Below are 22,177 nucleotides of genomic sequence, written 5' to 3' on the forward strand. Positions count from 1 at the left end.
CCCAACACACATCGGACCGGACGGGCCAGGCGCGGGGTCAGCATGCTGGCCGCCGTGGCACTGACCGCGGCCGGCCTGACCAGCCTGCCCGACAGCGCCACCGCCGCGCCCACCAGCAGTGGCCCGACCGTCCGCTACCTCGTTCAGCTCGACGAGGAGCCGCTGGCCACGTACACCGGGGGTGTTGCGGGGATCCCGGCGACCAGGCCGGCCGCCGGCGCCAAGCTGAACCGCACGTCGGACAGCGCCAAGGCGTACCGGGATCACCTGCGCCAGCGGCGCACGTCCGTGCTGGACCACGTCGGCGTGCCGGCCGAGCGCACCCGCGTGACGATGGAGACCGCGTTCAACGGCTTCGCCGCCGACCTGACCGGGCCGCAGGCCGCCCGGCTGCGCGCCACCCGGGGTGTACGGGCGGTCTACGAGAGCCGGAAGGTGCACGCCACCACCTCGCACACCCCGGACTACCTGGGCCTGACCGGCAAGGGCGGGGTGTGGAACAAGGAGTTCGGCGGCGACTCCCATGCCGGCGAAGGCGTCATCGTCGGGGTCATCGACAGCGGGTACTGGCCGGAGAGCGCGAGCTTCGCGCCGCTGCCCAGCCCGCGCCCGGACCAGGCCATCATCGACGCCAAGTGGAAGGGCACCTGCGACGTCGGCGTCGAAGCGCCGGTCACCTGCAACAACAAGGTGATCGGGGCGCGCTGGTACAACGACAGCGGCATCGCCGACGCGTTCCCGGACGACTACGCCTCGCCTCGTGACCGCAACGGCCACGGCACCCACACGGCCAGCACCGCGGCCGGCATCCACGGCGTGCGGGCCACGTCGGGCACCCAGGACCTGGGCCTGATCTCCGGGATGGCGCCGGCCGCGCGGTTGGCGATCTACAAGGCGCTGTACGACAACGGTGCGGGCGGCGCGACCGGTACCGACATCGACATCGTGCACGCCATCGACGACGCGGTCGCCGACGGTGTCGACGTGATCAACTACTCGATCGGTGACGACAGCGAGCAGTTCGGGGCGGTCGACGCGACGTTCTTCAACGCCGCCGCCGCGGGTGTGTTCGTCTCGGCCGCCGCCGGCAACTCCGGCCCGTTCGCCAACACCGTCGACAACTCGACGCCGTGGCTGACCACGGTGGCCGCGAGCACCACCGACCGGCAGAACACCCGGAAGCTCACCCTCGGCAACGGCACCACCATCGCCGGTGTGGGCATGGGCGAGACCGGCGTCGGGCCGGCCCGACTGGTCTTCGCGAAGGACAACGCACTCGACCCGGACGGTGCCTACGGCGCCGGCCTCTGCGCCGACGACACGTTGGATCCGGCAAAGGTCAAGGGCGCGATCGTGGCCTGCCTGCGCGGCGAGATCCCGCGTACCGACAAGAGCATCGAGGTGGCACGGGCCGGCGGCGTCGGCATGGTGTTGTACAACGACGAGCTGAACTCCCTGAACGCGGACGTGCAGGCCGTGCCCACCGTGCACATCAACGAGGTCGACCTGGCCACGGTCAGCGCGTACGTCGCCAAGGGCAATGCCACGGCGACCATCTCGCCGAGCAGGCTGGAGACCGTCGAGGCCCCCGCGGTCGCCGCGTTCTCCTCGGCCGGGCCGTCCAACCTGAACGCCGGCGAGCTGCTCAAGCCGGACATCAGCGCGCCCGGTCAGGACATCGTCGCGGCGTTCTCCCCGTCCATCGGCGGAAACGACTTCGCCCTGGAGTCGGGCACCTCGATGGCGGCGCCGCACATCGCCGGCATCGCGGCCCTGCTGCTGGCCAGGCACCCCGGCTGGTCGCCGGCGGCGGTCCGGTCGGCGCTGATGACCAGCGCGGTCGACAGGACCGACAAGGGCAACCCGATCAAGATCGGCACGTACGACGCCACCCCGCTCAACTACGGCGCCGGCCAGGTGAAGCCGGGTAGCGCGTTCGACCCGGGCCTGGTCTACGACTCCAACCAGCAGGACTGGCTCCGGTACCTGTGTGGGGTGTCCGCCGACCGGGGCGGCGACTACGGGCTCGGCGACCTGGACGGCTGCGACACCATCGGTGCGATCGACACGGCCCAGCTCAACTACCCGTCGATCTCGCTGGGCCGGATGGTCGGCAAGCAGACGGTGACCCGCACGGTCACCAACGTCAGCGACAGGACCAGCACCTACACGTCGTCGGTGCAGGCCCCGCCGGGCTACCAGGTCAAGATCACCCCGAAGAAGATGCAGATCCCGCCGGGCAGGTCCGCCCGCTTCACCGTCCAGGTCACCAACAACGGCGGCGCGTTCGACACCTGGGCCGACGGCTCGTTGACCTGGCGCGACCAGTTCAAGCACGAGGTACGCAGCCCGCTGGTCGTGCACAACTCCGGGCTCGTCGCCCCCGACGCCATCACCGGCAAGGGCACCTTCGGCAGCGTCCGGATCGCCGCCGAGGTCGGCTACCAGGGTCAGCTGATCTCCCAGCTCTCCGGTCTGACCTCGGGGACCAGCAGCGTGGCCACCCTGACCGGCGACGGGCCGAGTTGGGACTGGAGCACGTCGAACAACCTGCCGGTGCCGCTGCCCGCGTCGATCAGCCGGACCACCCTGCACGTGCCGGCCGGCACCCGCAGCCCGCTCGTCCAGGTGACGTCGAAGCGGCCCACCTGCTCCCACATCGACTGGGACGACGAGGAGGGCGTGATGGAGTGCACGGAGTTCAGCCTCAACGTCTACGACAAGTCCGGGAAGTTCGTCACCGCCACGGCCAGCGGTCGGGACGGCGCCAAGGTGACACTGCCGGACGGTGCCGGGGACTACATCGTGGTCGTGGAGCAGGAGTTCACCGAGAACATCAGGGACGGCGTGAACGCGTACACCATCACCAGCTACCTGCCGGGCGCGCCGGGCACCTCGACCGGCCGGTTCACCATCGACCCGAAGCAGCGCAGCGTGCGGCCGGGCGCGACGGCGAACCTGACCCTGCGCTGGTTCGGCCTCGCGCCGGAGCAGCGCTACCTGGGGGTGCTGGAGTTCCGCAACGGTGACGGCTCGCTGAAGACCGTGCCGGTCACGATCACGTCCTGACGCTGACAATCGGCCGGCGGGCCGCCGCGTGACCCAGGTCACCGTCGGTACGCCGGCCGGCCGTCCGCACCAGCGAGGGTGATCTGCTCGGCCCCACGGTGATCGACGGCGGCGAGGACAAGACGCGGGGCGGCGGGGGCCCATCTCCCGTCCGCCCCGAACGTCTGCGCGGACCCGTCGAGTTCGTGGGACGAGCGGCGGAGGTGGCCCGGCTGCGCCGGCTCGTCGAAGCCCCGCCGTGCCTGATCCTGTTGGAGGGCGAGCCCGGGATCGGCAAGAGCCGGCTGGTCACCGAGTTGCTCGCCGAACTGCCCGGAAGCCACCTGGTCGGCGAGTGCGACGACGTACCGGAGCCGTTTCCGCTCGGCGTACTGCTGGAGGCGATCCGGGGCAGCGCCGGCCGACTCGGCGTACTCAGCCCCGTCGCCGGCGCCCTCGCGCCGCTGCTGCCCGAACTGGCCGACGCACTGCCCGCCGCGCCGCCCCCGTTGACCGATCCGGCGGCCGAGCGGCATCGTCTGCTGCGCGCCGTCGCGGCGGTGCTGGCCGCGCTGAGTCCGGCCACGCTGCTGCTCGAGGATCTGCACTGGGCCGACCCGGCGACCTGCGAGTTCCTCGGCTACCTGAGCACCCACCCGGTCGACGGGCTGGCGGTGGTGCTGACCACCCGCACGGTGACACCGGGAGGCAGCACACCGATCCACGACGCGCTGGCGCGGACTCCACCGTGGAGCGTCACGCGCGTCACGCTCGGCCCGCTGGACGCCGACGACGTACGCCGGCTCGCCGCCCGGACCCTGCGGCTCGACGATCCGCCGCAGCGGTTGGTCGCCACCCTGCTCGACCGCACCGCCGGCATCCCGTTCGTGGTCGAGGAGGTGCTGCGGACGCTCGCCGAGCGGGGCGGCGACCCGTTGGCGGACGACAGCGTCCCGTTCGTCCTGCGGGACGTGCTGCTCTGGCGGCTGCGTCCGCTCGACGAGGCCACCCGGGAGGTACTCGGTGCCGCCGCCGTGCTGGGGTTGGCACCGGACCAGCACGTCCTCGCCTCGGTGCTCGGCCTGGACCGGGCGGCGGTCGGCGCGGCACTGACCGCGGCCCACCGGGCTGGCCTGCTGCACGACGCCGGAGACGGTCTGCGGTTCCGGCACGACCTCGCCCGCCAGGTGGTGTACGACCTGGTGCCCCGGGAGAGCCGGGAGTGGCTGCACCTCCGCGTCGCACGGGTGCTGGAGCAGAGGTTGCCGCGGCCGGTGGCCCAGCTCGCCCATCACTACCGCCGGGCCGGCGGCGGCGCGGACTTCGTCCGCAACGCCGAGGCCGCAGCCGACCTGGCCACCGAACGCGGCGACGACGCGACCGCCGCCAGCTTCCTGCTCCAGACCATGGACGTCGCCGAACTACCCCGACCGGTACGGGTGCGGCTCGCCGCCAAGCTTGGTCGGTCGGCCATCGACGGGCTCAGCCAGGCCGAGGCGATCCCGGTGTTGGAACGGCTGCTCGCCGACCGGAGACTGCCGCCCGGAGCCCGCGGCGAGCTGGGCCTGGTGCTCGGGCGGATGCTGCGCCAGCAGGGCGAGGCCCTGCGCGGGTACACCGAGATCGAGCGTGCCGTGCCGTACCTGCGCGCACCGCGACGCAAGGCCCCGGCACTCGCGGTGCTGGCGGCACCGGACACGGTGGTCGGCCGGCACGTCGACGACCACCTGGCCCGCTGTGCGGCGGCGGAGAGCGCGGCGGTGGCCAGCGGGGACCCGGGGGCGCACCTCGCGGTCCGGATCGCCCGCGCCTCGCTGCTGCTGGAGTTGGGCGACCCGGCCGCCTGGGCGATCATCACGGAGCTGCGGGCGTCCGCCGAGTTGGCCGACCGGCCCCGGGAGCATGCCCGGGCCTGTCTGAACTGGGCGCAGGGCGCGTTGCACGCCGGGCATCCGGAGCAGGCCGAAGCGCTCCTGGCGGCCGGTCGGGCGCTTGTCGACGAGACCGGGTACGAGCGGCTGACCGCCCTGGTGGAGGCGACCGAACTGTCCCTGGACCGTGCCGCCGGGCGCCTTGACGGGCTCGCCCAGCGGCTCACCCGACTGGTCGCCAGCGCTCAGCGGATGCCTGTCACGCTGCTGGACGCACGGGCCGACCTGGCCACCGTGCTGGCCCGTACCGCCGGCGGCGACGACGAGCGGGAGCTGGCGCGGCGGGCGCTGCGGGAGGTGGTGGCCGATGCCCGTCGCGTCGGCGCGATCTGGCCGCTGGTGCAGGCACTCTCGGCGCTGGCCCGGCTGACCCTGGCCGGTCGGCCGGACGAGGCGGCCCGGCTCGCGACGGAGGCGCTGACGCTGGTACGCGGAAAGGGCATCCTGGCGTGGGCTGCCGAGGCGGTGCTGGTGCTGACCGAGGCCGCCGTCGCGGCGGGTGACCCGGCGCGGGCCGCGGCAGCGGTGATCGAGCTGGAAGCCGGCATCGCGGGCCGGGACGCGCCGCTCGCCCTGGCCGCCCTGCGCCGGTGCCGGAAACTCGTCCCCGCCTGAGCCGAACCGGCTGCCGCGGGTGACGACACCGGGCCCGACGAATCGGGCGATGGCGGCCCGCAGTCGCGAACCGGGCGCTGTCGGCTCGTCGTCGGTGATCGACCTGACTTCGGCCTCGGTGGGATCGCCACCGAGGCCGAAGCCCTGGTGCTCCGGCCTCAGTCGCGGGTCAGCACGATGAGGTCGGCGTCGTGGGTCGCGCTCCAGTGCACGGGCAGGCCGACCGCGGCGAGGTGGCTGCCGGAGTAGTGCCGGTCGCCGTGCGAGTAGCGGGCCGCCGGGTCGAGGCCACGCAGTGGCAGCCGCACCGGGCGGGACGGCAGCAGGCCGGCACCGTCGAGTCGGCCGGTGTGCCAGGCCAGCACGACCACCCGGCTCTGGTCCGGCGCGGTGTACTGCACCGCGCACCGGGCCTGGTCGGGCCCACCGATCAGGTGCACCTCGCCGTGCGTGACGACGTCGCGGATCTCCTTGTAGCGGGCGATCCAGCCGGCCGCCTCGGCCCGTTGCGCCGGGGTCCAGGCCCGGATGTCCGCCCCGATGCCGAGCACGCCGGCCATCGCCAGCACGAACCGGAACGCGAGCGTTCGCGGTCGCGGGTCGAACAGGCCGGGCGCGTCGGTGACCCAGGAGCTGAGCAGGTGCGGGGCGTTGGCGTGCAGGAAGCCGTACTGGATGGCCAGCCGGTCCAGCGGGCCGGTGTTGTCGCTGGGCCAGAACACGTCGGCGCGGGCGGCCATCGCCAGGTCGGTCCGCCCGCCACCGCCGGCACACGCCTCGATCAGCACGCCGGGGTGGTCCCGGCGCAGCCGCTCGTAGATGCGGTGCAGGTTGGCGACGTGCGCGCCGTCCAGGTCGACCGGGCCGACCCCACCGGGCCGACCCGGTTCGGTACGCGGCCGGTTGAAGTCCCACTTCAGGTAGTCGATGTCGTACCGGCGCAGCAGACCGTCCACCGTGGAGTGGACGAACTCGGCGACCTCCGGCCGGCCCAGGTCGAGCAGGTACTGGTTGCGGACCGGGGTGAGCGGTCGGCCGTCGACGGAGTAGACCCACTCCGGGTGCTCGGCGTAGAGGGTCGACTTCGGGTTGACGCACTCCGGCTCGACCCAGAGCCCGAAGTTCAGCCCGAGCGCGCGAACGTCGGCGATGAACGTGTCGAACCCGGCCGGGAACTTCGCCGGGTCGGGCGTCCAGTCGCCCAGGCCGGCGGTGTCGTCGTCGCGGCCGACGAACCAGCCGTCGTCCACGACGAACGTCTCCACGCCCACCTCGGCGGCGATGCGGGCGAGCGCCAACTGGCTCTGCGCCTCGACGGCGAAGTAGGTGGCCTCCCACGAGTTGTAGAGCACCGGGCGCGGGGTGAGCCGGTCTCCGGCCAGCAGCCGCTGGTGGGTGTGCCAGACCCGGGCCAGCCCGTCCAGGCCGTCCGGGCTGTACGCGCCGGTGGCCACCGGCAGGCTCAGCCGCTCGCCCGGGCCCAGCTCCAGGGGACCGTCGACAAGCTGACGGCCGACCCGGACCCGGGTCAGGCCGCCGGTGTCCCGCTCGGCGCTGATCTCCCACGAGCCGGTCCAGGCCAACCCCATCGCCCACGCCGGACCGGCCGGCTCGGCGGTGTCCCGCACGGCCAGCCAGGGCACGTGCAGATGCCCGGGTACGCCCTGGGAGCTGCCGATGCGGAACGTTCCGTGGCCCAGCTCGACGTGGGAGAGCTGGAACTCCTGCGCCCACTGCCCCCACTGGTGGCTGAGCAGCGCGCCGTGCGGCGTCGGTACGCAGAACCCGCCCGAACCGGCCCGGACCACCCGCAGCGGGCCGGTGCCGTCGTTGCTCAGCTCGACCCAGCGCTGCACCACGTCGGTGCCCTCGGGCACCCGGTAGTGCACCGTGGCACACAGCCCGGTCACCGCGTCGGCGAAGTCGACGGCCAGTTCCCGCCCGTCGGCGTCGGCCCGTACACCGGTGTGGCCGAAGCCGACCCGGCGCTGCCCGCCCGGGGTCTCGATCACCAGGTCAGCGCCGGTGAACGGGCGGTCGGCGTCGGTGGCGTACTCGATGGGGGCGCCGTCGCCGGCGGTGAGGAACGGCACCGGGCCGTCGTAGGCGACAGGCGACGGCCCGTCGGAGACGCCGTGCGGCCCCCACGCGACGAGTTCCAGCCAGCGGCCGTGCGCCGGCACCGTCACGGTGTACTCGGTGTGCGCGCCGCGCAGCGTCCACCGCTGCCCGGTCACTTGACCGCTCCGAGCGCCAGGCCGGACACGAAGTGTCGCTGGAAGCGCAGGAAGACCGCGACGGTGGGCACGGCCGCGATGACCGTGCCGGCGGCGATGACGTTCCAGGACGAGACGAACTGCCCCTGGAGGCCGAGCAGCGCCGGGGTGACCGGCATGTTGTCGTCGGTACGCAGCACGGTGATCGCCCAGAGCAGGTCGTTGAAGATCCAGGTGAAGGACAACGCGCCGAGTGCGGCCAGCGCGGGCCGGGTCAGCGGCAGCACCACCCTCGTGAAGATCTGGGCCGTGCCGGCGCCGTCGATGGTGGCCGCCTCCTGGATCTCGCCCGGCAGGTCCCGCATGAAACCGTGCAGGACGAAGGTGTAGAAGCCGAGCCCGAAGCCGACCTGCACCGCGATCAGCGCCCAGAGCGTGTCGTACAGGCCGGTCAGTTCGCTGAACTTGGCCACCGGGATGAGCAGGATCTGCGGTGGCAGCAGGTTGCCGGCGAGCATCAACAGCAGGATCGTGCGCCGGCCCGGGATCCGGAAACGGCTCAGCGCGAACGCGGCCATCGCGGCCAGCGCCAGGCTCAACGCGACCGACGGGATGGTGACAAGCATGCTGTTGATCAGCGCCCGCAGCTCGCCGCCGTCGGTCCACGCCTGCCGGTAGGTGTCCAGGGTGAACGAGCGGGGCAGGCTGCCCACGCCGTGCGCGGCGATGTCGTCGAACGATCGGGTGGACATCACCACGACCCAGATCACCGGCCCGAGCCACAGCAGCGAGAGCAGGATCATGGCGGTGTGGAAGGCGCCGGTGCGGAGCTTGTTCATCAGGCTTCCTCCCGGAACGCGCGGACCAGGTAGCCGAGGATGACGGCCAGCGCGAGCACGAAGATCACGACGGCGATCGCGGAGGCGTAGCCCAGCCGCAGGCTCTGGAACGCGGTCGAGTACATGTAGGTGCTGAGCAGCTCCGACGAGTGGTACGGCCCGCCCTTGGTCAGCGACCAGACGATGTCGAACGAGCGCAGTGAGTCGATCACGATGACCGACAACACCACGGCGTTGACCCCCTTGAGCTGGGGGATGGTGACGTGCCGCAGGCGCTGCCAGGCGTTGGCGCCGTCCATCCGGGCCGCCTCGTGCAGCGCCGGGTCGATCGCCTTGAGCCCGGCCAGGAACAGCACCATCACGTAGCCGATCTGCCGCCACAGGGCCGGCAGGATCACCGCGTACAGGGCGGTCTGCGGATCGGCGAGCCAGGGCCGGATCAGGCTCTCCAGGCCGACGGCCCGCAGGATCGTGTCGGCGATGCCGTCGGGCTGGTAGAACACCCGCCAGACCAGCGCGGTCACCACGAGCGAGAACACGACCGGGGTGAACAGCGCGGCGCGGTAGAAGCCGACGCCGCGTCGCTCCTTCTGCAACACCAGCGCCATGCCGAAGCCGCCCAGCACGGAGAGGCCACCGAAGAGCACCAGCCAGATCACCGTGTTGACCAGTGCGCCCCGGAAGGTGGCGTCGGCGGCCAGCTCGACGTAGTTGTCCGCGCCGACGAAGGTCGGCGACGACATCCCGTCCCAGCGGGTGAGCGAGAACCAGAAGCCCTGTAACGCCGGCCAGAACACCCAGATGCTCTCGACCGCGAACGGCACCAGGACGAACGCCACCAGCAGCGGCGACAGTCGAGCCGACCGTCGCCGCCGCCGGGTGGGTGTGACCGAGGTCGTGGAGATCGTTGCTGTCACGTCAGCCCTTGAAGACCTTCTCGGCGCCGGCCTGCCACTCCCGCAGGATCGCGTCAATCTGGTCCGGCTTGTCGATGAACTTGGTCAGTGCGGTGTCCGCGGTCGGCTGGAGTGCGTCGCTGGAGTCGCGGTTGAAGAACTGGGTCAGCTCCTTGGCCTCGTCGAGCATCGCCTTGCCCTTGGCCACCAGCGGCGAGTCGGAAGCCTTGGCCTTGGGGTTGGCCGGCAGCACGATGCCGGAGCTGGCCTTGACGTACGCCTCCTGGGCCTCGACCCCGGAGAGGTAGCTGAGCAGGGCCCTGGTGCCGGTCGGGTTGGCGGTCTTCGCGCTGGCGAAGAAGCCGTCGGTCGGGGCCTCCTCGGCCAACGGCACCGCCGGGTCGATGATCGGGAACCGGAAGAAGTCCAGGTCACCGAGGGCGTCCTTGGGTGCGGCGTCGGCGAAGAACGTGCCGATCAGGAACATGCCGGTCTTGCCGGCCAGCAGGGCGGTGGTCGCCTCCTGGAACGGGTACGCCTTGCCCTTGGGGTCGAAGTACGGCAGCGCCTCGCGCCAGCGGGTGAGGACCGCCTTGACCTTGGGATCGTCGAAGCGCTGCTTGCCGGCGAGCAGCTCACGGTGGAACGGGGCACCGTTGATCCGGATGTTGAGGTAGTCGAACCAGGCCGAGGCCACCCACGGGGTGTCGCCGAGGCCGATGCCGATCGGCGGAACGCCCTTGCTCTTCAGCGTCTCGCAGACCGCCAGGAACTCGGTCCAGGTCTTCGGCTCCCGCACGCCCCACTTGGCGAAGTTGGACTTGCGGTAGAAGAAGCCCCACCAGTAGTTGTTCATCGGCACGAAGACCTGCTTGCCGCTGGCGTCGGTGGAGAGGGTGCGCAGCGACTGCGGGTAGTCGTCCAGCGACTTCCAGACGTCGGAGACGTCCAGCAGCAGGTTCTTGCTGGCGTAGTCGTTGGCGACCGAGCCCGCGTACCAGGTGTAGAGGTCCGGGGGGTTCGCCGAGGTCAGGTACGTCGGCAGTTGGGTGCGGAAGGTCTCCGAGGCGATCGTGTTGAGGCTCGCCGTGCCCTTGCCCTGCGCGTTGAAGGTCTCGATCAGCTTCTCCATCGCGGCCTTGGCCTGCGGCGAGGAGAGGTTGGACTGGATGGTGACCGCGCCCGAGCCGCCGCTCGTCGTCGGTCCGCTGGCGGAACTGGCGCACGCGCTGAGGAACGAGCTGGCGCCGAGGGCACCCAGGCCAGCGAGCCCGAGGTGGCCAAGGAATCGCCGGCGACCGGGGTCGAAGTCGCTCACGGAGGTATCCCTTCCTCTACGACACGTAGCGTCACCGCGCGATGTGTCGTCCATGTGAATGCTGTGACGAGAAGGTTGCATCGGCCGTCGCCGGCTGTCAAGATATCTTCGTAATTAATGATTAGACGAGACCAAGGCGAGGGTCAGGTGGATCAGCCTATGCGCCGGCTTGAAGGCAAGAACGCGCTGGTCACTGGTGCGATGGGTGGGATCGGCGCGGCCACGGCCCGGCGGCTCGCCGCCGAGGGCGCTGCGGTCGCGCTGTTCGACGTGCACGACCCGACCCCGCTGGCCGACGAACTGACCGCGCGTGGTGCCCGCGCACTTTCCGTAGTGGGCGATGTCAGCGACGAGAGTGACTGGGCGGCGGCGGTCTCGGCCGCACGCGCCCACCTCGGCCCGATCGACATCCTGGTCAGCACCGCGTACGCCGTGCGGGTCGCTCCGGCCCACCAGACCAGTCGGCAGTCCTGGGACCACCAGCTCGGCGTCAGCCTCACCGGCTCGTTCCTCGGCGTCCGCGCCTGCCTGGACGACCTGCGGGCGCGCGACGGCGCGGTGGTGCTGATCTCCTCGGTGCACGCGCTCGTCGGGTTGCCCGGCCGGCCCGCGTACGCCGCGGCCAAGGGCGGCCTGGTCGCGCTCGGCCGCCAACTCGCCGTGGAGTACGGCCCGCAGGTGCGGGTCAACACCGTGCTGCCCGGCCCCATCCTCACCGCGGCCTGGGCGGACGTGTCCGAAGAGGACCGTGAACGCAGCGTCGCGGAGACCGTGGCGAAACGCTTCGGCACACCGGACGAGGTGGCCGCGACAGTCGCCTTCCTCGCCTCACCGGACGCCGCGTACGTCACCGGCGCGAGCCTCGTGGTGGACGGTGGCTGGACAGCGGTGAAAGCCTCGGCCTGAGAGATCGATCCGACAAGCGAAAAGGCCAGGAGCATTGGCACAGTACGCACGCCGCGGCGTCCACGGGCAGACCGTCGAAGCGATCGCACGTCGCATCCTCACCGGCGAGATCCCCGCCGGCGCGACCCTGAACATCGTCGCCCTCCAGGAGGAGTTCGACGTCAGCCTGACGGCGCTCCGCGAGGCACTGAAGGTCCTCTCGGCCAAGGGCATCGTCGACGCCCGGCAGAAACGCGGCACCTTCGTCCGGCCCCGCGCCGACTGGAACCTGCTCGACGGTGACGTGATCCGCTGGCAGTTCGCCGAGGGGCCCGACGAGCGCCTGCTGGAAAAGCTGCACGAGGTCCGCGCGATCATCGAGCCGGCCGCCGCCCGGCTGGCCGCCATCCGGGCGACCGAGGACGACCTGGCCGCCCTCGACCGGGCACTTGCCGAGATGGCCCAGGCCGACGGTGATCCCGCCGCCGCCGTCGCCGCCGACCTCGCCTTCCACCGCGCGCTGCTCACCGCCACGCACAACGAGCTGCTGGAGCGGATGGAGGTGGTGATGGAGACCGGGCTCGCCGAACGCGACCGCCTGGTGCACGGCGGCGCCGCGCACGACGACCCGGTGCCCAGCCACCGCGCCGTGGTCGACGCGTTGCGCGAGCGGGACGAGACGGCGGCGGAGACCGCCATGCGTGAGTTGCTGGACAAGGCCGTCCGCGACGTCGAGAAGGCACGGGGACGAAGGGGCAGTCAGTGAAGATCGAGCGCATCGAGACCTTCCTGGTCGCGCCACGGTGGCTGTTCTGCCGGGTGGAGACCGACGACGGGCTGGTCGGATGGGGTGAACCGGTCGTCGAGGGGCGTGCCGAGGTGGTGCGCAGCGCCGTCGAGGTGCTCTCCGAATACCTGATCGGTGCCGATCCGCTGCGCATCGAGCAGCACTGGCAGGTGCTCACCAAGGGCGGCTTCTACCGGGGAGGCCCGATCCTCTCCAGTGCGGTCGCCGGCCTCGACCAGGCGCTCTGGGACATCGCCGGGCAGGCGTACGGCGCGCCGGTGCACGCGCTCCTCGGCGGGCCGGTGCGCGAGAAGGTGCGGATCTACTCGTGGATCGGCGGGGACGAGCCCGACGAGGTCGCCGACGCCGCCGCCGCGCAGGTCGCCGCCGGCCTCACCGGCGTCAAGATGAACGCGTGCGGGCGACTCTCCCCCATCCCCACCTCCGCCGAGGTGGACGAGGTGGTCGGCCGGGTCGCCGCCGCCCGCGAGGTGCTCGGCCCGGACCGGGACATCGCGGTGGACTTCCACGGCCGGGCCGGGCTGGCCGCGGTACGCCGGATCCTGCCCGAGCTGGCACCCCTGCGCCCGTTCTTCGTGGAGGAGCCGGTCCTGCCCGACCAGGCCCACCATCTGCGCGACATCGTCGCCAGCACACCGATCCCGGTGGCCACCGGTGAACGGCTCTACGGCCGCTCCGAGTTTCTCGGCCCGTTGCAGGCCGGGGTCGCCGTGGTCCAGCCGGACCTGTCGCACGCCGGCGGGATCTCCGAGGTCCGCCGGATCGCCACGCTGGCCGAGACGTACGGCGCGCTGCTCGCCCCGCACTGCCCACTGGGCCCGATCTCCCTGGCGGCCAGCCTCCAGGTGGCGTTCGCGACACCGAACTTCCTGATCCAGGAGCAGAGCATCGGCATCCACTACAACGCCGGCTCGGAGTTGCTGGACTACCTGGTCGACCCGGAGCCGTTCCGGTTCGTGGACGGGCACATCGCCCGCCTGGACCGGCCCGGCCTGGGCATCACCGTGGACGAGGCCGCGGTGCGCAGGGCCGCGCGGACACCGCACGCCTGGCGCAACCCGGTCTGGCAGCACGCCGACGGGTCGTTCGCGGAATGGTGACCGGCGCGACGCCGGTGCCGCTGCGGGTGGCGTACGACGCGGCGCACGGCGGCCGGTGGACAAGCCTGCGCGGCGGTGGCCGGGAGTGGCTCTGGCGCGGCCCGCAGCCCGGCCGTGACGAGGTACGCCCCGACGACCCGTTCGTCGACGCCGGCGGCCTGGAGGAGTGCCTGCCGACCGTGCGCGGCGAGCCCGACCACGGTGCGGTGTGGTCGCGCCGGTGGCGCGGTGCCGGCCCCGGCACAGTGGTGATCGAACGGCCGACGTTCACCCTGAACCGACGGATCACCGACGACGGCGGTGTGGTGGTGGCCGACTACCGGCTGGCCGCCGACCCCGGGCACCGGTTCATCTGGGCCGCACACGCCCTGCTCGACCTGTCCCCCTCAGCCCGCCTCGACGCACCCGCCGGCACACCGACCCGACTGCACCCGGAGGCCGCCGCGTTCCTGCCGCCGGGCACCTGGCCCACCGGCGACCCCTGGTTGACCGGGGCGTGGCCGGCACCCGCCGGGCTGCGGATGGACACTCTCGGCCCGGACGACGGGACCGCACTCGGCGCGGTGCTGCTCGACTGCCCACGGGTCCAGGTGCGCGACGGCGCCGACCGGCTGACGCTGGAGCTGGAGTGCGCGGGGCAGCCCCGCAGCACCGCGCTCTGGCGCAACCTGGGCGGCTGGCCGACCAGCGGCCCCTACCGCAGCGTCGGCGTCGAACCGATGCTCGGCGCGGCCTTCGACCTGGCCGACGCCGGCCCCACCGACGCGGCGATCGTTCCGCCCGCTGGTGAGGTCACCTGGCGACTCACCATCTCCGCCCACCGCATCCACTGAGGACATCCGCGATGAACCTGCTCGACGAGCTGCGTACCCACCGGCTGCTGGCCATCGTGCGCGGCCCGGACCCGGCCGCCGCGCTGGCCGCCGTACTCACCCTGGCCGAGAGCGGCGTCGCCCTGATCGAGGTCTCGCTGACCGGCACCGACGCGCTCGGCGTCATCAGCCGCGCCCGGAGCGCCCTCGGGCCCGACTTCGGCCTCGGCGCGGGCACCGTGCTCAGCGCCGAGGACGCCCGCGCGGCAGCCGACGCGGGCGCCGGCTTCCTGGTCACCCCGGCGATCGCCGCGAGCCTCGCCGAGGGCGGCCGGCTCGGGCTGCCGGTGCTCGCCGGGGCACTCACCCCCACCGAGGTGGTGCAGGCCACCAGTGGCGGGGCGACCGCCGTCAAGCTCTTCCCGGCCTCCCTCGGCGGGCCCGACTACCTCGGCGCGCTGCGCGACCCGTTCCCCGCCACCGCGTTCGTGCCGGTCGGTGGGGTCGACGCGGACGGCGCGCGGCACTACCTCGACCGGGGCGCCGTCGCGGTCGGCGTCGGCTCTCCGCTGCTCGGTGACGCCGTCCGGGGCGGCGACCTGGCGGCACTACGCGAGCGCGCGGCCACCTTCCTCGCGGCGGTCCGGCGGTGACCGACCTGCTCACGCTGGGCGAGACGATGGCGGCGTTCCGCACCACCGGCCCGCTGCGGCTGGGCGGCACCGCCGGGATCTCCGTCGCCGGCGCCGAGTCGACGGTGGCCATCGGGGTGGCCCGGCTCGGCCACCGGGCCGCCTGGGTCGGGGTCACCGGCGCCGACGAGCCCGGTGAGCTGATCCGCCGTACGCTGCGCGCCGAGGGTGTCGACCTGACCTGGTCCCGGATCGACGCGACAGCGCCCACCGGGCTGATCCTGTTCGAGAACCGGGTCGCCGACATCAACCGGGTGACCTACCACCGCGCCGGGTCGGCCGGCTCCCGGCTGCGCCCGGCCGACGTGACACGTGCCTTCGACGCGCCGGGGCCACCACCCCGACTGCTGCACGTCACCGGCATCACCTGCGCGCTGGGCACCGAGCCGTACCAGGCGGTGGTGGAGGCCGTGCGGCGCGCCCGCGCGGCCGGCAGCACCATCTGCCTGGACGTCAACCACCGGCAGCGGCTCTGGTCGGTCGCCGAGGCCGCCGCCGCGCTTCGACCACTGCTGCCCGCGCTCGATCTGGTCGTCGCCTCCGACGACGAGTTGGCGGTCCTGACCGACGCGGCCGACCCGGTCGCGGCGCTCCTCTCGTCCGGCGTGACCGAGGTCGTGGTCAAGCACGGTGCCGACGGGGCGACCAGCCACCGCGCGACAGGCACGGTGCACCGGCCCGCCCAGACGGTGCCCGTGGTGGACACCGTCGGCGCGGGCGACGCATTCGTGGCCGGGCTGCTCTCCGCCTGGCTCGACAATGCCGACGCGCCGACCCGACTCGACCGGGCGGTCACCACCGGCGCGTTCGCGGTGGCGACCAGGGGCGACTGGGAGGGCCTGCCCGACCGGGCCGAGCTGACGCTGCTCGACCACGGCCCCGGCGGTACGGTCCGCTGATCGGTGCGGCGGCCGGGCGCGGGCCGGCGCACCGCCGACCGGCCCCCAGCGGCCGCCGCCGACCGGAGATCCCTTGGAGGAGCACCATGGAGCTGACCGAACCGACCGTCTGGAGCAGTGACCGGCTCGACCTGGGCGAGGGGCTGCGCTGGGTCGACGACCGGCTGGTCCTGCTCGACCTGCTGGCCGGACGACTGCTGGAGACCGCCGGCGACGCCCCCGCCCCGCTGCGGGAGGTGCGCCGCCTCGACGTACCGCTCGGCGCGGTCGCCCCGGTGGCCGACCGGCCCGGTGACTGGCTCGCCGCCGCCGGCACCGGCATCACGGTGCTGCCCGCCGGCGACGCCCCCCGGCCGGTCGCCGACCTGGTCGCGGACACAACCGAGCCGACCCGGATGAACGACGCCGTCGCCGACCCGCACGGCCGCTTCTGGGCCGGCAGCATGACGTACGCGATGGTGCCCGGCGGGGGCACGCTGTTCCGGCTGACCCCGGGCGCCGAGCCGGTCCCCGCGGTGACCGGGTTGACCATTCCGAACGGGCCGGCTTTCGACGCGGCCGGCACCACCATGTACCTGGCCGACACGCCGCGTGGCGAGGTCGACAGGTTCACCGTCGACCCGGGCACCGGTGACCTGCACGGGCGGGAGCCGTTCCTGCGGTTGTCCCCCGCCGACGGCGGCCCGGACGGCATGACTGTCGACGCGGCGGGCCACCTCTGGATCGCGTTCTGGGGCGGCTCGGCGGTTCGCCGCTACCGGCCGGACGGCACCCTCGACCGGGAGATCCGGCTGCCGGCCGAGCAACCCGCGGGCATCTGCCTGGGTGGCCCCGGCCTGCGTCGACTCTTCATCGGCACCGCCCGGGTCGGGCTGGACACACCGGGCCCGGAGGACGGCGCGCTGCTCGCGGTGGACGTCGAGGTCCCCGGCCTGCCCGCCGCCCACGCCGCCGCACCCCACGCGGGCTGACCCAACCTCCGCCCGCTCCCGTCAGGCATACCGGACGCCGAGGCGGGAATAGCGAGGGGCGACCGGCGGGGTCTGGCCCACCGGCAGGAGGCGAGACGATGGGCATCGTGGGGTGGACGTCATGAACGGACCGGTCGGTGACGAGCCGATAGGCGAACTGGAACTGGTGCACACCTTCACCGGCCCGATGCCGACCGGGGTGAGCGTCTCGCACCGGGGCCGGATCTTCGTCAACTTCCCCAAGTGGGGCGACGACGTGCCGGCCACCGTCGTGGAGCTGCGCGACGGCCGGGAGGTGCCCTACCCCGACCAGGCATGGAACACCCCGTCCGGTGACGACGACGCGGGCGCGTTCGTGTCGGTGCAGAGCATCGTGGTGGACCCGGCCGACCGGCTCTGGGTGGTGGACACCGGCAGCCCGATGCTCCAGCCCACGAAGCCGGGTGGGCCGAAGCTGGTCCGCATCGACCTGGACACCGACACGGTCGCCCAGGTGATCACCTTTCCGGCGGACGTGGCGCCGCCGACGACGTACCTCAACGACGTCCGCTTCGATCTGCGCCGGGGCGAGGCGGGGGTCGCGTACATCACCGACTCCGCGTTCGCAGGGCCGAACGGGATCATCGTGGTGGACCTGGCCAGCGGGGCCTCCTGGCGGCGGCTGCACGACCACCCGTCCACCAAGGCGGAGCCGCTGACGTCGTTCCGCCCGGTGGTCGAGGGCCGACCGTTCCTCGAACGACCGGCCGACGGGCCGCCGAAGCCGGTGAGCATGGGCTCCGACGGCATCGCCATCTCCGCCGACGGCACCCGGCTCTACTACTGCCCGTTGGCGTCCCGGCGCCTGTACAGCGTCTCCACCGAAGCGCTGGTCGACCCGGGCGTCACCCAGGAGGCGGTCGCCGCGACAGTTGTCGACGAGGGCGACAGGGGCACCGCCTCGGACGGGTTGGAGAGCGACGACGCGGGGCGGCTCTACCTCACCTCGTCCGAACACAACGCGGTGCTGCGTCGACTGCCCGACGGCGAGTACGAGACGCTGGTGCACGACCCGCGCCTGCTCTGGCCGGACACCATGTCGGTGGCCACCGACGGGTATCTCTACGTCACCGCCAACCAACTGCACCGGCAGGCCCAGTACCAGCGGGGCCAGGACCTGCGGCGCAAGCCGTACGCGCTGTTCCGCACCCGCATCGACGCCGGCCCGGTGCTGCTGCGCCGCTGACCGGGCCGGGCGTCTTCGGTCAGCGCGTCGGCAGGGCGCGGTCCAGGAGGTCGAAGAGGGCGGCCCAGTGGCGTTCGGTGGCCTGCTCGTCGTACATCGGGGTGTCGGCCATGGTGAAGCCGTGGTGGGCGCCCTCGTACACCTCGGAGCGGTAGCGCACCCCAGCGGCGTCGAGGGCCTTCTCCAGCGTGGCGATCTGCTCGGGGGTCATCGACCGGTCGGCGTCGGCATGCCCGAAGTACACCTCGCCGGTGATCGAGCCGACGCCCAGGTGCGGACTGTCCGGCGCGTCGGTGGCGAGGTACCCGCCGTGGAAGCTGGCGATCGCGGCGATGCGGTCCGGGTGCCCCTCGATGGCACGCAGCGCGTTCGTGCCGCCCAGGCAGTAGCCGGTGATGGCGACCGGGCCCGGCCGGACGTCGTCGCGGGCGGCCAGGAAGTCGAGGTACGCGGTGGTGTCCCGGTCGAACACGTCCGGGGTCAACACGCCGACCAGCGGCATGATCCGCTCGAAGAGCGCGCCACGCTGGTCGGCCTCGCCGAGGCGGGACAGGTCGAACAGCGGTGCCCGACCGGCCCGGTAGAAGAGGTGGGGCGTCAGCACCAGGTAGCCCCGGGCGGCGATCCGCTCCGCCATCTCGACCAGGCGCGGGCGCGGCCCGAAGGCGTCCATGAAGAGCAGCACCGCCGGGAAGGGGCCGTCGCCGTCCGGCCGGGTCAGGGACGCGTCCGCGACCCCGTCGCCGGTCGGGATGTCCACAGTCGTCGTCCGCACCCTGCCTCCTCGTCCGAATGTCCTTGATCGTCGAGAACGTTACCCGCCCGGGCAGCCGACCCGGGGATCGCCGATCCCTGGATAAGACGACCCTGGGTGGTGGTCGGCGAACGACCCAGGCTTGTCCACGACCGATGAGGGACACCGTCGACCTGGGAGATGTTGTGCTCGACCTGACAGTTCCGAACCTGACCGGAAAACTCGCAGTCGTCACCGGCGGCAGCGACGGCCTGGGCCTCGGCCTGGCCACCAGGCTGGCGCGCGCCGGGGCCGAGATGGTGCTGCCGGTCCGTAACCCGGCCAAGGGCGCCGCCGCGCTGGACGCCGTCCGGGCCGCCGCGCCGGGTGCCGTCGTCTCGACGCGGGAGCTGGACCTCGCCTCGCTGGACTCGGTGGCCGCGCTTGCCGACACACTGCTCGACGAGGGTCGACCGATCCACCTCCTGATCAACAACGCGGGGGTCATGACGCCGCCGACCCGGCACGCCACCGCCGAGGGCTTCGAGCTGCAGTTCGGCACCAACCACCTCGGGCACTTCGCGCTGACCGGGCGGCTGCTGCCGCTGCTGCGGGCCGGCCGGGCCCGGGTCACCACCATGTCGAGCAGCGCCGCCCGTTCCGGCCGGCTCGACTGGGACGACCTGCAGAGCACCCACCGGTACGCGGCGATCCGCGCCTACAACGCCTCCAAGCTGGCCACCCTGCACTTCGGGCTGGAACTGGACCGACGGAGTCGGGCCGGCGGTTGGGGCATCGTCAGCAACGTCGCCCATCCGGGCACCACCATGACCAACCTGTACGCGTCCGGCCCCAACCTGGGCCGCAGCCGACCCTCGCTCCACCACTCGATCATGAGCCGGCTGGCCCGCTGGGGCGTCCTGGTGCACTCGGTGGATGCCGGGCTGCTCCCCGCCCTCTACGCCGCCACCAGCCCGCAGGCGCGGGGCGGGGCGTTCTACGGCCCGGACGGGCTGGGGCAGTTCACCGGCAAACCGACAGAACTGGCCGTGTACCGCTCGGCGCGCGGCACTGACGACGCGGCACGGCTGTGGACGGTGTCGGAGCGGCTGGTGGGCGTCGAGTTCCCCGACCACTGACCGACGTACGCGTCCGCCGCCGGTCAGGCGCGGACGAGGCGGACCGCGTCGGCGACCACGTACCCGTCGGTGTCCTCGGTGCGGATCAGCACGCTGCCGTCGCTGCCCGCCGTGAACGGGTAGGTGCCCAGCGCCACCCACTGGCTGCCGGCCTGCCGCTGGTCCACCGTGCGGGTGACCAGCCCGCCGGAGTACTCGATGTCGACAGGCACGTTCGTCGCCCGGTTCGGGTTGGCGGTCCAGCGCAGGTGCACGGTCCACGACCCGGCGGTGGGCAGCGTCGGGCGGAACCGCAGCCGGTTGACGCCCTTGGCGGTGTTGCCGTCGTGCTCGTAGTCCGGACCGTAGTAGCCGCCGACGCTGGTGCTGCGCAGCCACGTGCCGGCCCGGGTGATCCCGCTGCTCGCCGCGTTGTCCAGGATCACCTCGCTCGTCGAGCCCCACTCCAGCACCGCGCCGTCCTGCCGCAGCCGGGCCTGGAGGGTGGGCACGGGCACCTCCTGCACGGCGAGGTTCCCGGCGAGGGCCAGCGCCGCGGCGGTGGCCGCCGCCTGCCCGAGGATCATGAACACCGGCTCCATCCGGATCGAGCCGTACGCGATGTGGCTCGCCGAGAGGCAGACCGGCACCACCAGGTTGGCGCACTGCGCCCGGTGCGGCACGATCGCGCGGTAGCTGACCGGGTACGGCTGCGGAACGCTGATCTGCACATCCCCCTCGTTACGCACCCGGCCGTCGACGACCACCCGCTGACAGTTGTGCGAGTCCATCGTGTAGCTGGCCAGCCCCACCGAGTCGGCGGCCCGTACCCGGCCCCGGCAGTCGGCCTCGGTCATCACGTACGCGGAGACCATCCGGCGGGCCTCGCGGATGTAGAGCAGCGGCGGCCAGCCACCGGTGCCGGTGAACTCGTCCACCGGCAGCCCCCACCGGGCGGTCGAGTCGCGGACCGTCGCCGGCAGTCGGGGATCGTTGGCCAGGAACCACATCAGCCCCTGCTGGTAGGTGCGGTGCTCGGCGATGATGCTCTCCCGGGCGGCCCAGCTCGCCGTCGGGTACGCGTGGTTGAAGCCGATGTTGTCGGTGGACACGGCACCGTTGTTGTTGGAGTCGGTCTTCCCGCCGCCGATCGAGTGCGTGGTGAAGTACGGCCCGGTGTAGCCGGCCTGGATGTGGCGCAGCAGCAGCTCGTACCGGATCGGGTCGTAGCCGGACGGCCTGCCGAACGGGATCCGGTCGGCCGCCTGGGTCAGGCACATCCGGAAGCAGTACGCCTGGATCCGGTCGTCGGCGCTGCCGCGCGGGGCGAGCGGCGTGGCGGAGATGCCCGGCAGCAGGCCGCTGGCGGGCGAGCCGGCCGTCACGTACGGGTCGACGGGGTGCACGAACTGGTGGGTGTTGCCGGACTGCACCCCGTTGATCGTCTCGCCGTACGTGTCGTTGGACTCCCGCCCGACGGTGAAACCCACCCCGGCCAGGGCCAGCAGGTCACCCTCGTAGGTGGCGTCGACGAACACCCCGCCCCGGTAGATCGAGCCGTCCTCGGTGCGCAGCTCGGTGATCCGGTCACCACTGCGGCCGACGCCGCTGAGCCGGGCGTCGACGATCACCGGCACGCCCGCCTCGGCGAGCAGGTCGGCGAAGACGTCGGCGGCGACGTGCGGTTCGAAGGTCATCCGCAGCGGTGACGTCGGCGTGAGGGTTCCGCCGTGGTACTTGACGTACACCCGGCGGTAGAACTCGGCGGCGAGGCCGCCGATGGATGCCTGGACGCCGGTGTCGGTGGCGCCCAGCCCGGCGGTGCTCAGCCCGCCGACGTGGCTGGTGGGTTCGACCACCACGGCGGTGCGGCCCAGTCGACGCATGGTGATCGCGGCGGCCAGCCCGCCGGAGGTGGCGCCGTAGACGACCAGGTCGGCGGTGGTGACGGCGGCTCGGGCGGGACCGGCCCGGAAGGGGTCGGTGAGACCGGCCAGGACGAGGCCGGCACCGCCGGCGGTCAGCAGTCGACGACGGGACAGAGGCACTGACACGACGCACTCCCAAGGGG

General features: G+C 72.7%; 17 protein-coding genes. 11 read left to right on the top strand and 6 right to left on the bottom strand.

Features of this window, described 5'->3' with window-relative positions; all coding sequences use genetic code 11:
• Positions 1-54 precede the first annotated feature (54 nt).
• Both ACGFIW_RS08305 and ACGFIW_RS08310 read left to right on the top strand, forming a co-directional pair.
• A complete protein-coding gene (locus ACGFIW_RS08305) occupies positions 55-3,069 on the top strand; it encodes a S8 family serine peptidase (RefSeq protein WP_393311960.1) in 3,015 nt (1,004 codons plus the stop codon).
• Positions 3,070-3,254: 185 nt separating this feature from the next.
• Entirely contained in the window at positions 3,255-5,594 is a 2,340-nt protein-coding gene (locus tag ACGFIW_RS08310; RefSeq protein ID WP_393311962.1) for an ATP-binding protein, read from the top strand.
• A 158-nt stretch (positions 5,595-5,752) separates the two neighbouring features.
• On the opposite strand, the gene ACGFIW_RS08315 is transcribed toward ACGFIW_RS08310, so the two are convergent.
• The 4 genes from ACGFIW_RS08315 to ACGFIW_RS08330 are packed head-to-tail and all read right to left on the bottom strand — an operon-like array spanning position 5,753 to position 10,863.
• Positions 5,753-7,831: an alpha-galactosidase gene (locus ACGFIW_RS08315; protein WP_393311964.1), complete on the bottom strand. Its 2,079-nt coding sequence runs from the start codon at positions 7,829-7,831 to the stop codon at positions 5,753-5,755.
• A complete protein-coding gene (locus ACGFIW_RS08320) occupies positions 7,828-8,649 on the bottom strand; it encodes a carbohydrate ABC transporter permease (RefSeq protein ID WP_393311966.1) in 822 nt (273 codons plus the stop codon). The genes ACGFIW_RS08315 and ACGFIW_RS08320 overlap by 4 nt, the downstream gene beginning before the upstream one ends.
• Complete coding sequence (locus ACGFIW_RS08325; protein ID WP_393311968.1) at positions 8,649-9,566, bottom strand: carbohydrate ABC transporter permease; 918 nt, start codon at positions 9,564-9,566, stop codon at positions 8,649-8,651. The genes ACGFIW_RS08320 and ACGFIW_RS08325 overlap by 1 nt, the downstream gene beginning before the upstream one ends.
• A gap of 1 nt (position 9,567) precedes the next feature.
• A complete protein-coding gene (locus ACGFIW_RS08330) occupies positions 9,568-10,863 on the bottom strand; it encodes an ABC transporter substrate-binding protein (RefSeq protein WP_393311970.1) in 1,296 nt (431 codons plus the stop codon).
• A 159-nt stretch (positions 10,864-11,022) separates the two neighbouring features.
• On the opposite strand from ACGFIW_RS08330, the gene ACGFIW_RS08335 reads away from it, so the two are divergent.
• The 8 genes from ACGFIW_RS08335 (at position 11,023) to ACGFIW_RS08370 (ending at position 18,255) form a co-directional block, all read left to right on the top strand.
• A complete protein-coding gene (locus tag ACGFIW_RS08335; protein WP_393311972.1) occupies positions 11,023-11,769 on the top strand; it encodes an SDR family NAD(P)-dependent oxidoreductase in 747 nt (248 codons plus the stop codon).
• A 34-nt stretch (positions 11,770-11,803) separates the two neighbouring features.
• The gene (locus tag ACGFIW_RS08340) at positions 11,804-12,514 is read left to right on the top strand and encodes a FadR/GntR family transcriptional regulator (protein WP_393311974.1); all 711 of its coding nucleotides are present in this window, start codon (positions 11,804-11,806) and stop codon (positions 12,512-12,514) included.
• On the top strand, positions 12,511-13,656 hold the full coding sequence (gene dgoD, locus ACGFIW_RS08345; protein WP_393311976.1) for a galactonate dehydratase: 1,146 nt from the start codon (positions 12,511-12,513) through the stop codon (positions 13,654-13,656). Before ACGFIW_RS08340 ends, dgoD begins: the two co-directional genes overlap by 4 nt.
• Positions 13,650-14,489, top strand: coding sequence for a hypothetical protein (locus ACGFIW_RS08350; RefSeq protein ID WP_393311978.1), 840 nt, complete (start codon positions 13,650-13,652; stop codon positions 14,487-14,489). Before dgoD ends, ACGFIW_RS08350 begins: the two co-directional genes overlap by 7 nt.
• An 11-nt stretch (positions 14,490-14,500) precedes the next feature.
• Positions 14,501-15,121 carry a bifunctional 4-hydroxy-2-oxoglutarate aldolase/2-dehydro-3-deoxy-phosphogluconate aldolase gene (locus tag ACGFIW_RS08355; protein ID WP_393311980.1) on the top strand — a complete coding sequence of 207 codons (621 nt, stop codon included), beginning with the start codon at positions 14,501-14,503 and terminating at the stop codon, positions 15,119-15,121.
• Positions 15,118-16,059: a sugar kinase gene (locus ACGFIW_RS08360; RefSeq protein ID WP_393311982.1), complete on the top strand. Its 942-nt coding sequence runs from the start codon at positions 15,118-15,120 to the stop codon at positions 16,057-16,059. The genes ACGFIW_RS08355 and ACGFIW_RS08360 overlap by 4 nt, the downstream gene beginning before the upstream one ends.
• Positions 16,060-16,145: 86 nt before the next feature.
• The gene (locus ACGFIW_RS08365; RefSeq protein ID WP_393311984.1) at positions 16,146-17,030 is read left to right on the top strand and encodes an SMP-30/gluconolactonase/LRE family protein; all 885 of its coding nucleotides are present in this window, start codon (positions 16,146-16,148) and stop codon (positions 17,028-17,030) included.
• A gap of 121 nt (positions 17,031-17,151) precedes the next feature.
• Complete coding sequence (locus ACGFIW_RS08370; RefSeq protein WP_393311986.1) at positions 17,152-18,255, top strand: L-dopachrome tautomerase-related protein; 1,104 nt, start codon at positions 17,152-17,154, stop codon at positions 18,253-18,255.
• Positions 18,256-18,274: 19 nt separating this feature from the next.
• On the opposite strand, the gene ACGFIW_RS08375 is transcribed toward ACGFIW_RS08370, so the two are convergent.
• On the bottom strand, positions 18,275-19,030 hold the full coding sequence (locus ACGFIW_RS08375) for a dienelactone hydrolase family protein (RefSeq protein ID WP_393311988.1): 756 nt from the start codon (positions 19,028-19,030) through the stop codon (positions 18,275-18,277).
• A gap of 134 nt (positions 19,031-19,164) precedes the next feature.
• Here ACGFIW_RS08375 and ACGFIW_RS08380 point away from each other — a divergent pair, with 134 nt between their 5' ends.
• Positions 19,165-20,127 (top strand): SDR family oxidoreductase, encoded by a 963-nt coding sequence (locus ACGFIW_RS08380; protein ID WP_393311990.1) that lies wholly within the window; start codon positions 19,165-19,167, stop codon positions 20,125-20,127.
• A gap of 23 nt (positions 20,128-20,150) precedes the next feature.
• On the opposite strand, the gene ACGFIW_RS08385 is transcribed toward ACGFIW_RS08380, so the two are convergent.
• Positions 20,151-22,160: an FAD-dependent oxidoreductase gene (locus tag ACGFIW_RS08385; protein ID WP_393311992.1), complete on the bottom strand. Its 2,010-nt coding sequence runs from the start codon at positions 22,158-22,160 to the stop codon at positions 20,151-20,153.
• Between the last annotated feature and the right edge of the window lie 17 nt (positions 22,161-22,177).

The organism is Micromonospora sp. NPDC048935 (assembly GCF_043197875.1).
Lineage (GTDB): Bacteria > Actinomycetota > Actinomycetes > Mycobacteriales > Micromonosporaceae > Micromonospora.

Coding starts and splice junctions, on each gene's coding strand:
- ACGFIW_RS08320 (WP_393311966.1), bottom strand. CDS start 8,649: ATGAACAAGCTCCGCACCGGCGCCTTCCACACCGCCATGATCCTGCTC.
- ACGFIW_RS08370 (WP_393311986.1), top strand. CDS start 17,152: ATGAACGGACCGGTCGGTGACGAGCCGATAGGCGAACTGGAACTGGTG.
- ACGFIW_RS08350 (WP_393311978.1), top strand. CDS start 13,650: ATGGTGACCGGCGCGACGCCGGTGCCGCTGCGGGTGGCGTACGACGCG.
- ACGFIW_RS08355 (WP_393311980.1), top strand. CDS start 14,501: ATGAACCTGCTCGACGAGCTGCGTACCCACCGGCTGCTGGCCATCGTG.
- ACGFIW_RS08335 (WP_393311972.1), top strand. CDS start 11,023: ATGCGCCGGCTTGAAGGCAAGAACGCGCTGGTCACTGGTGCGATGGGT.
- ACGFIW_RS08365 (WP_393311984.1), top strand. CDS start 16,146: ATGGAGCTGACCGAACCGACCGTCTGGAGCAGTGACCGGCTCGACCTG.
- ACGFIW_RS08380 (WP_393311990.1), top strand. CDS start 19,165: ATGAGGGACACCGTCGACCTGGGAGATGTTGTGCTCGACCTGACAGTT.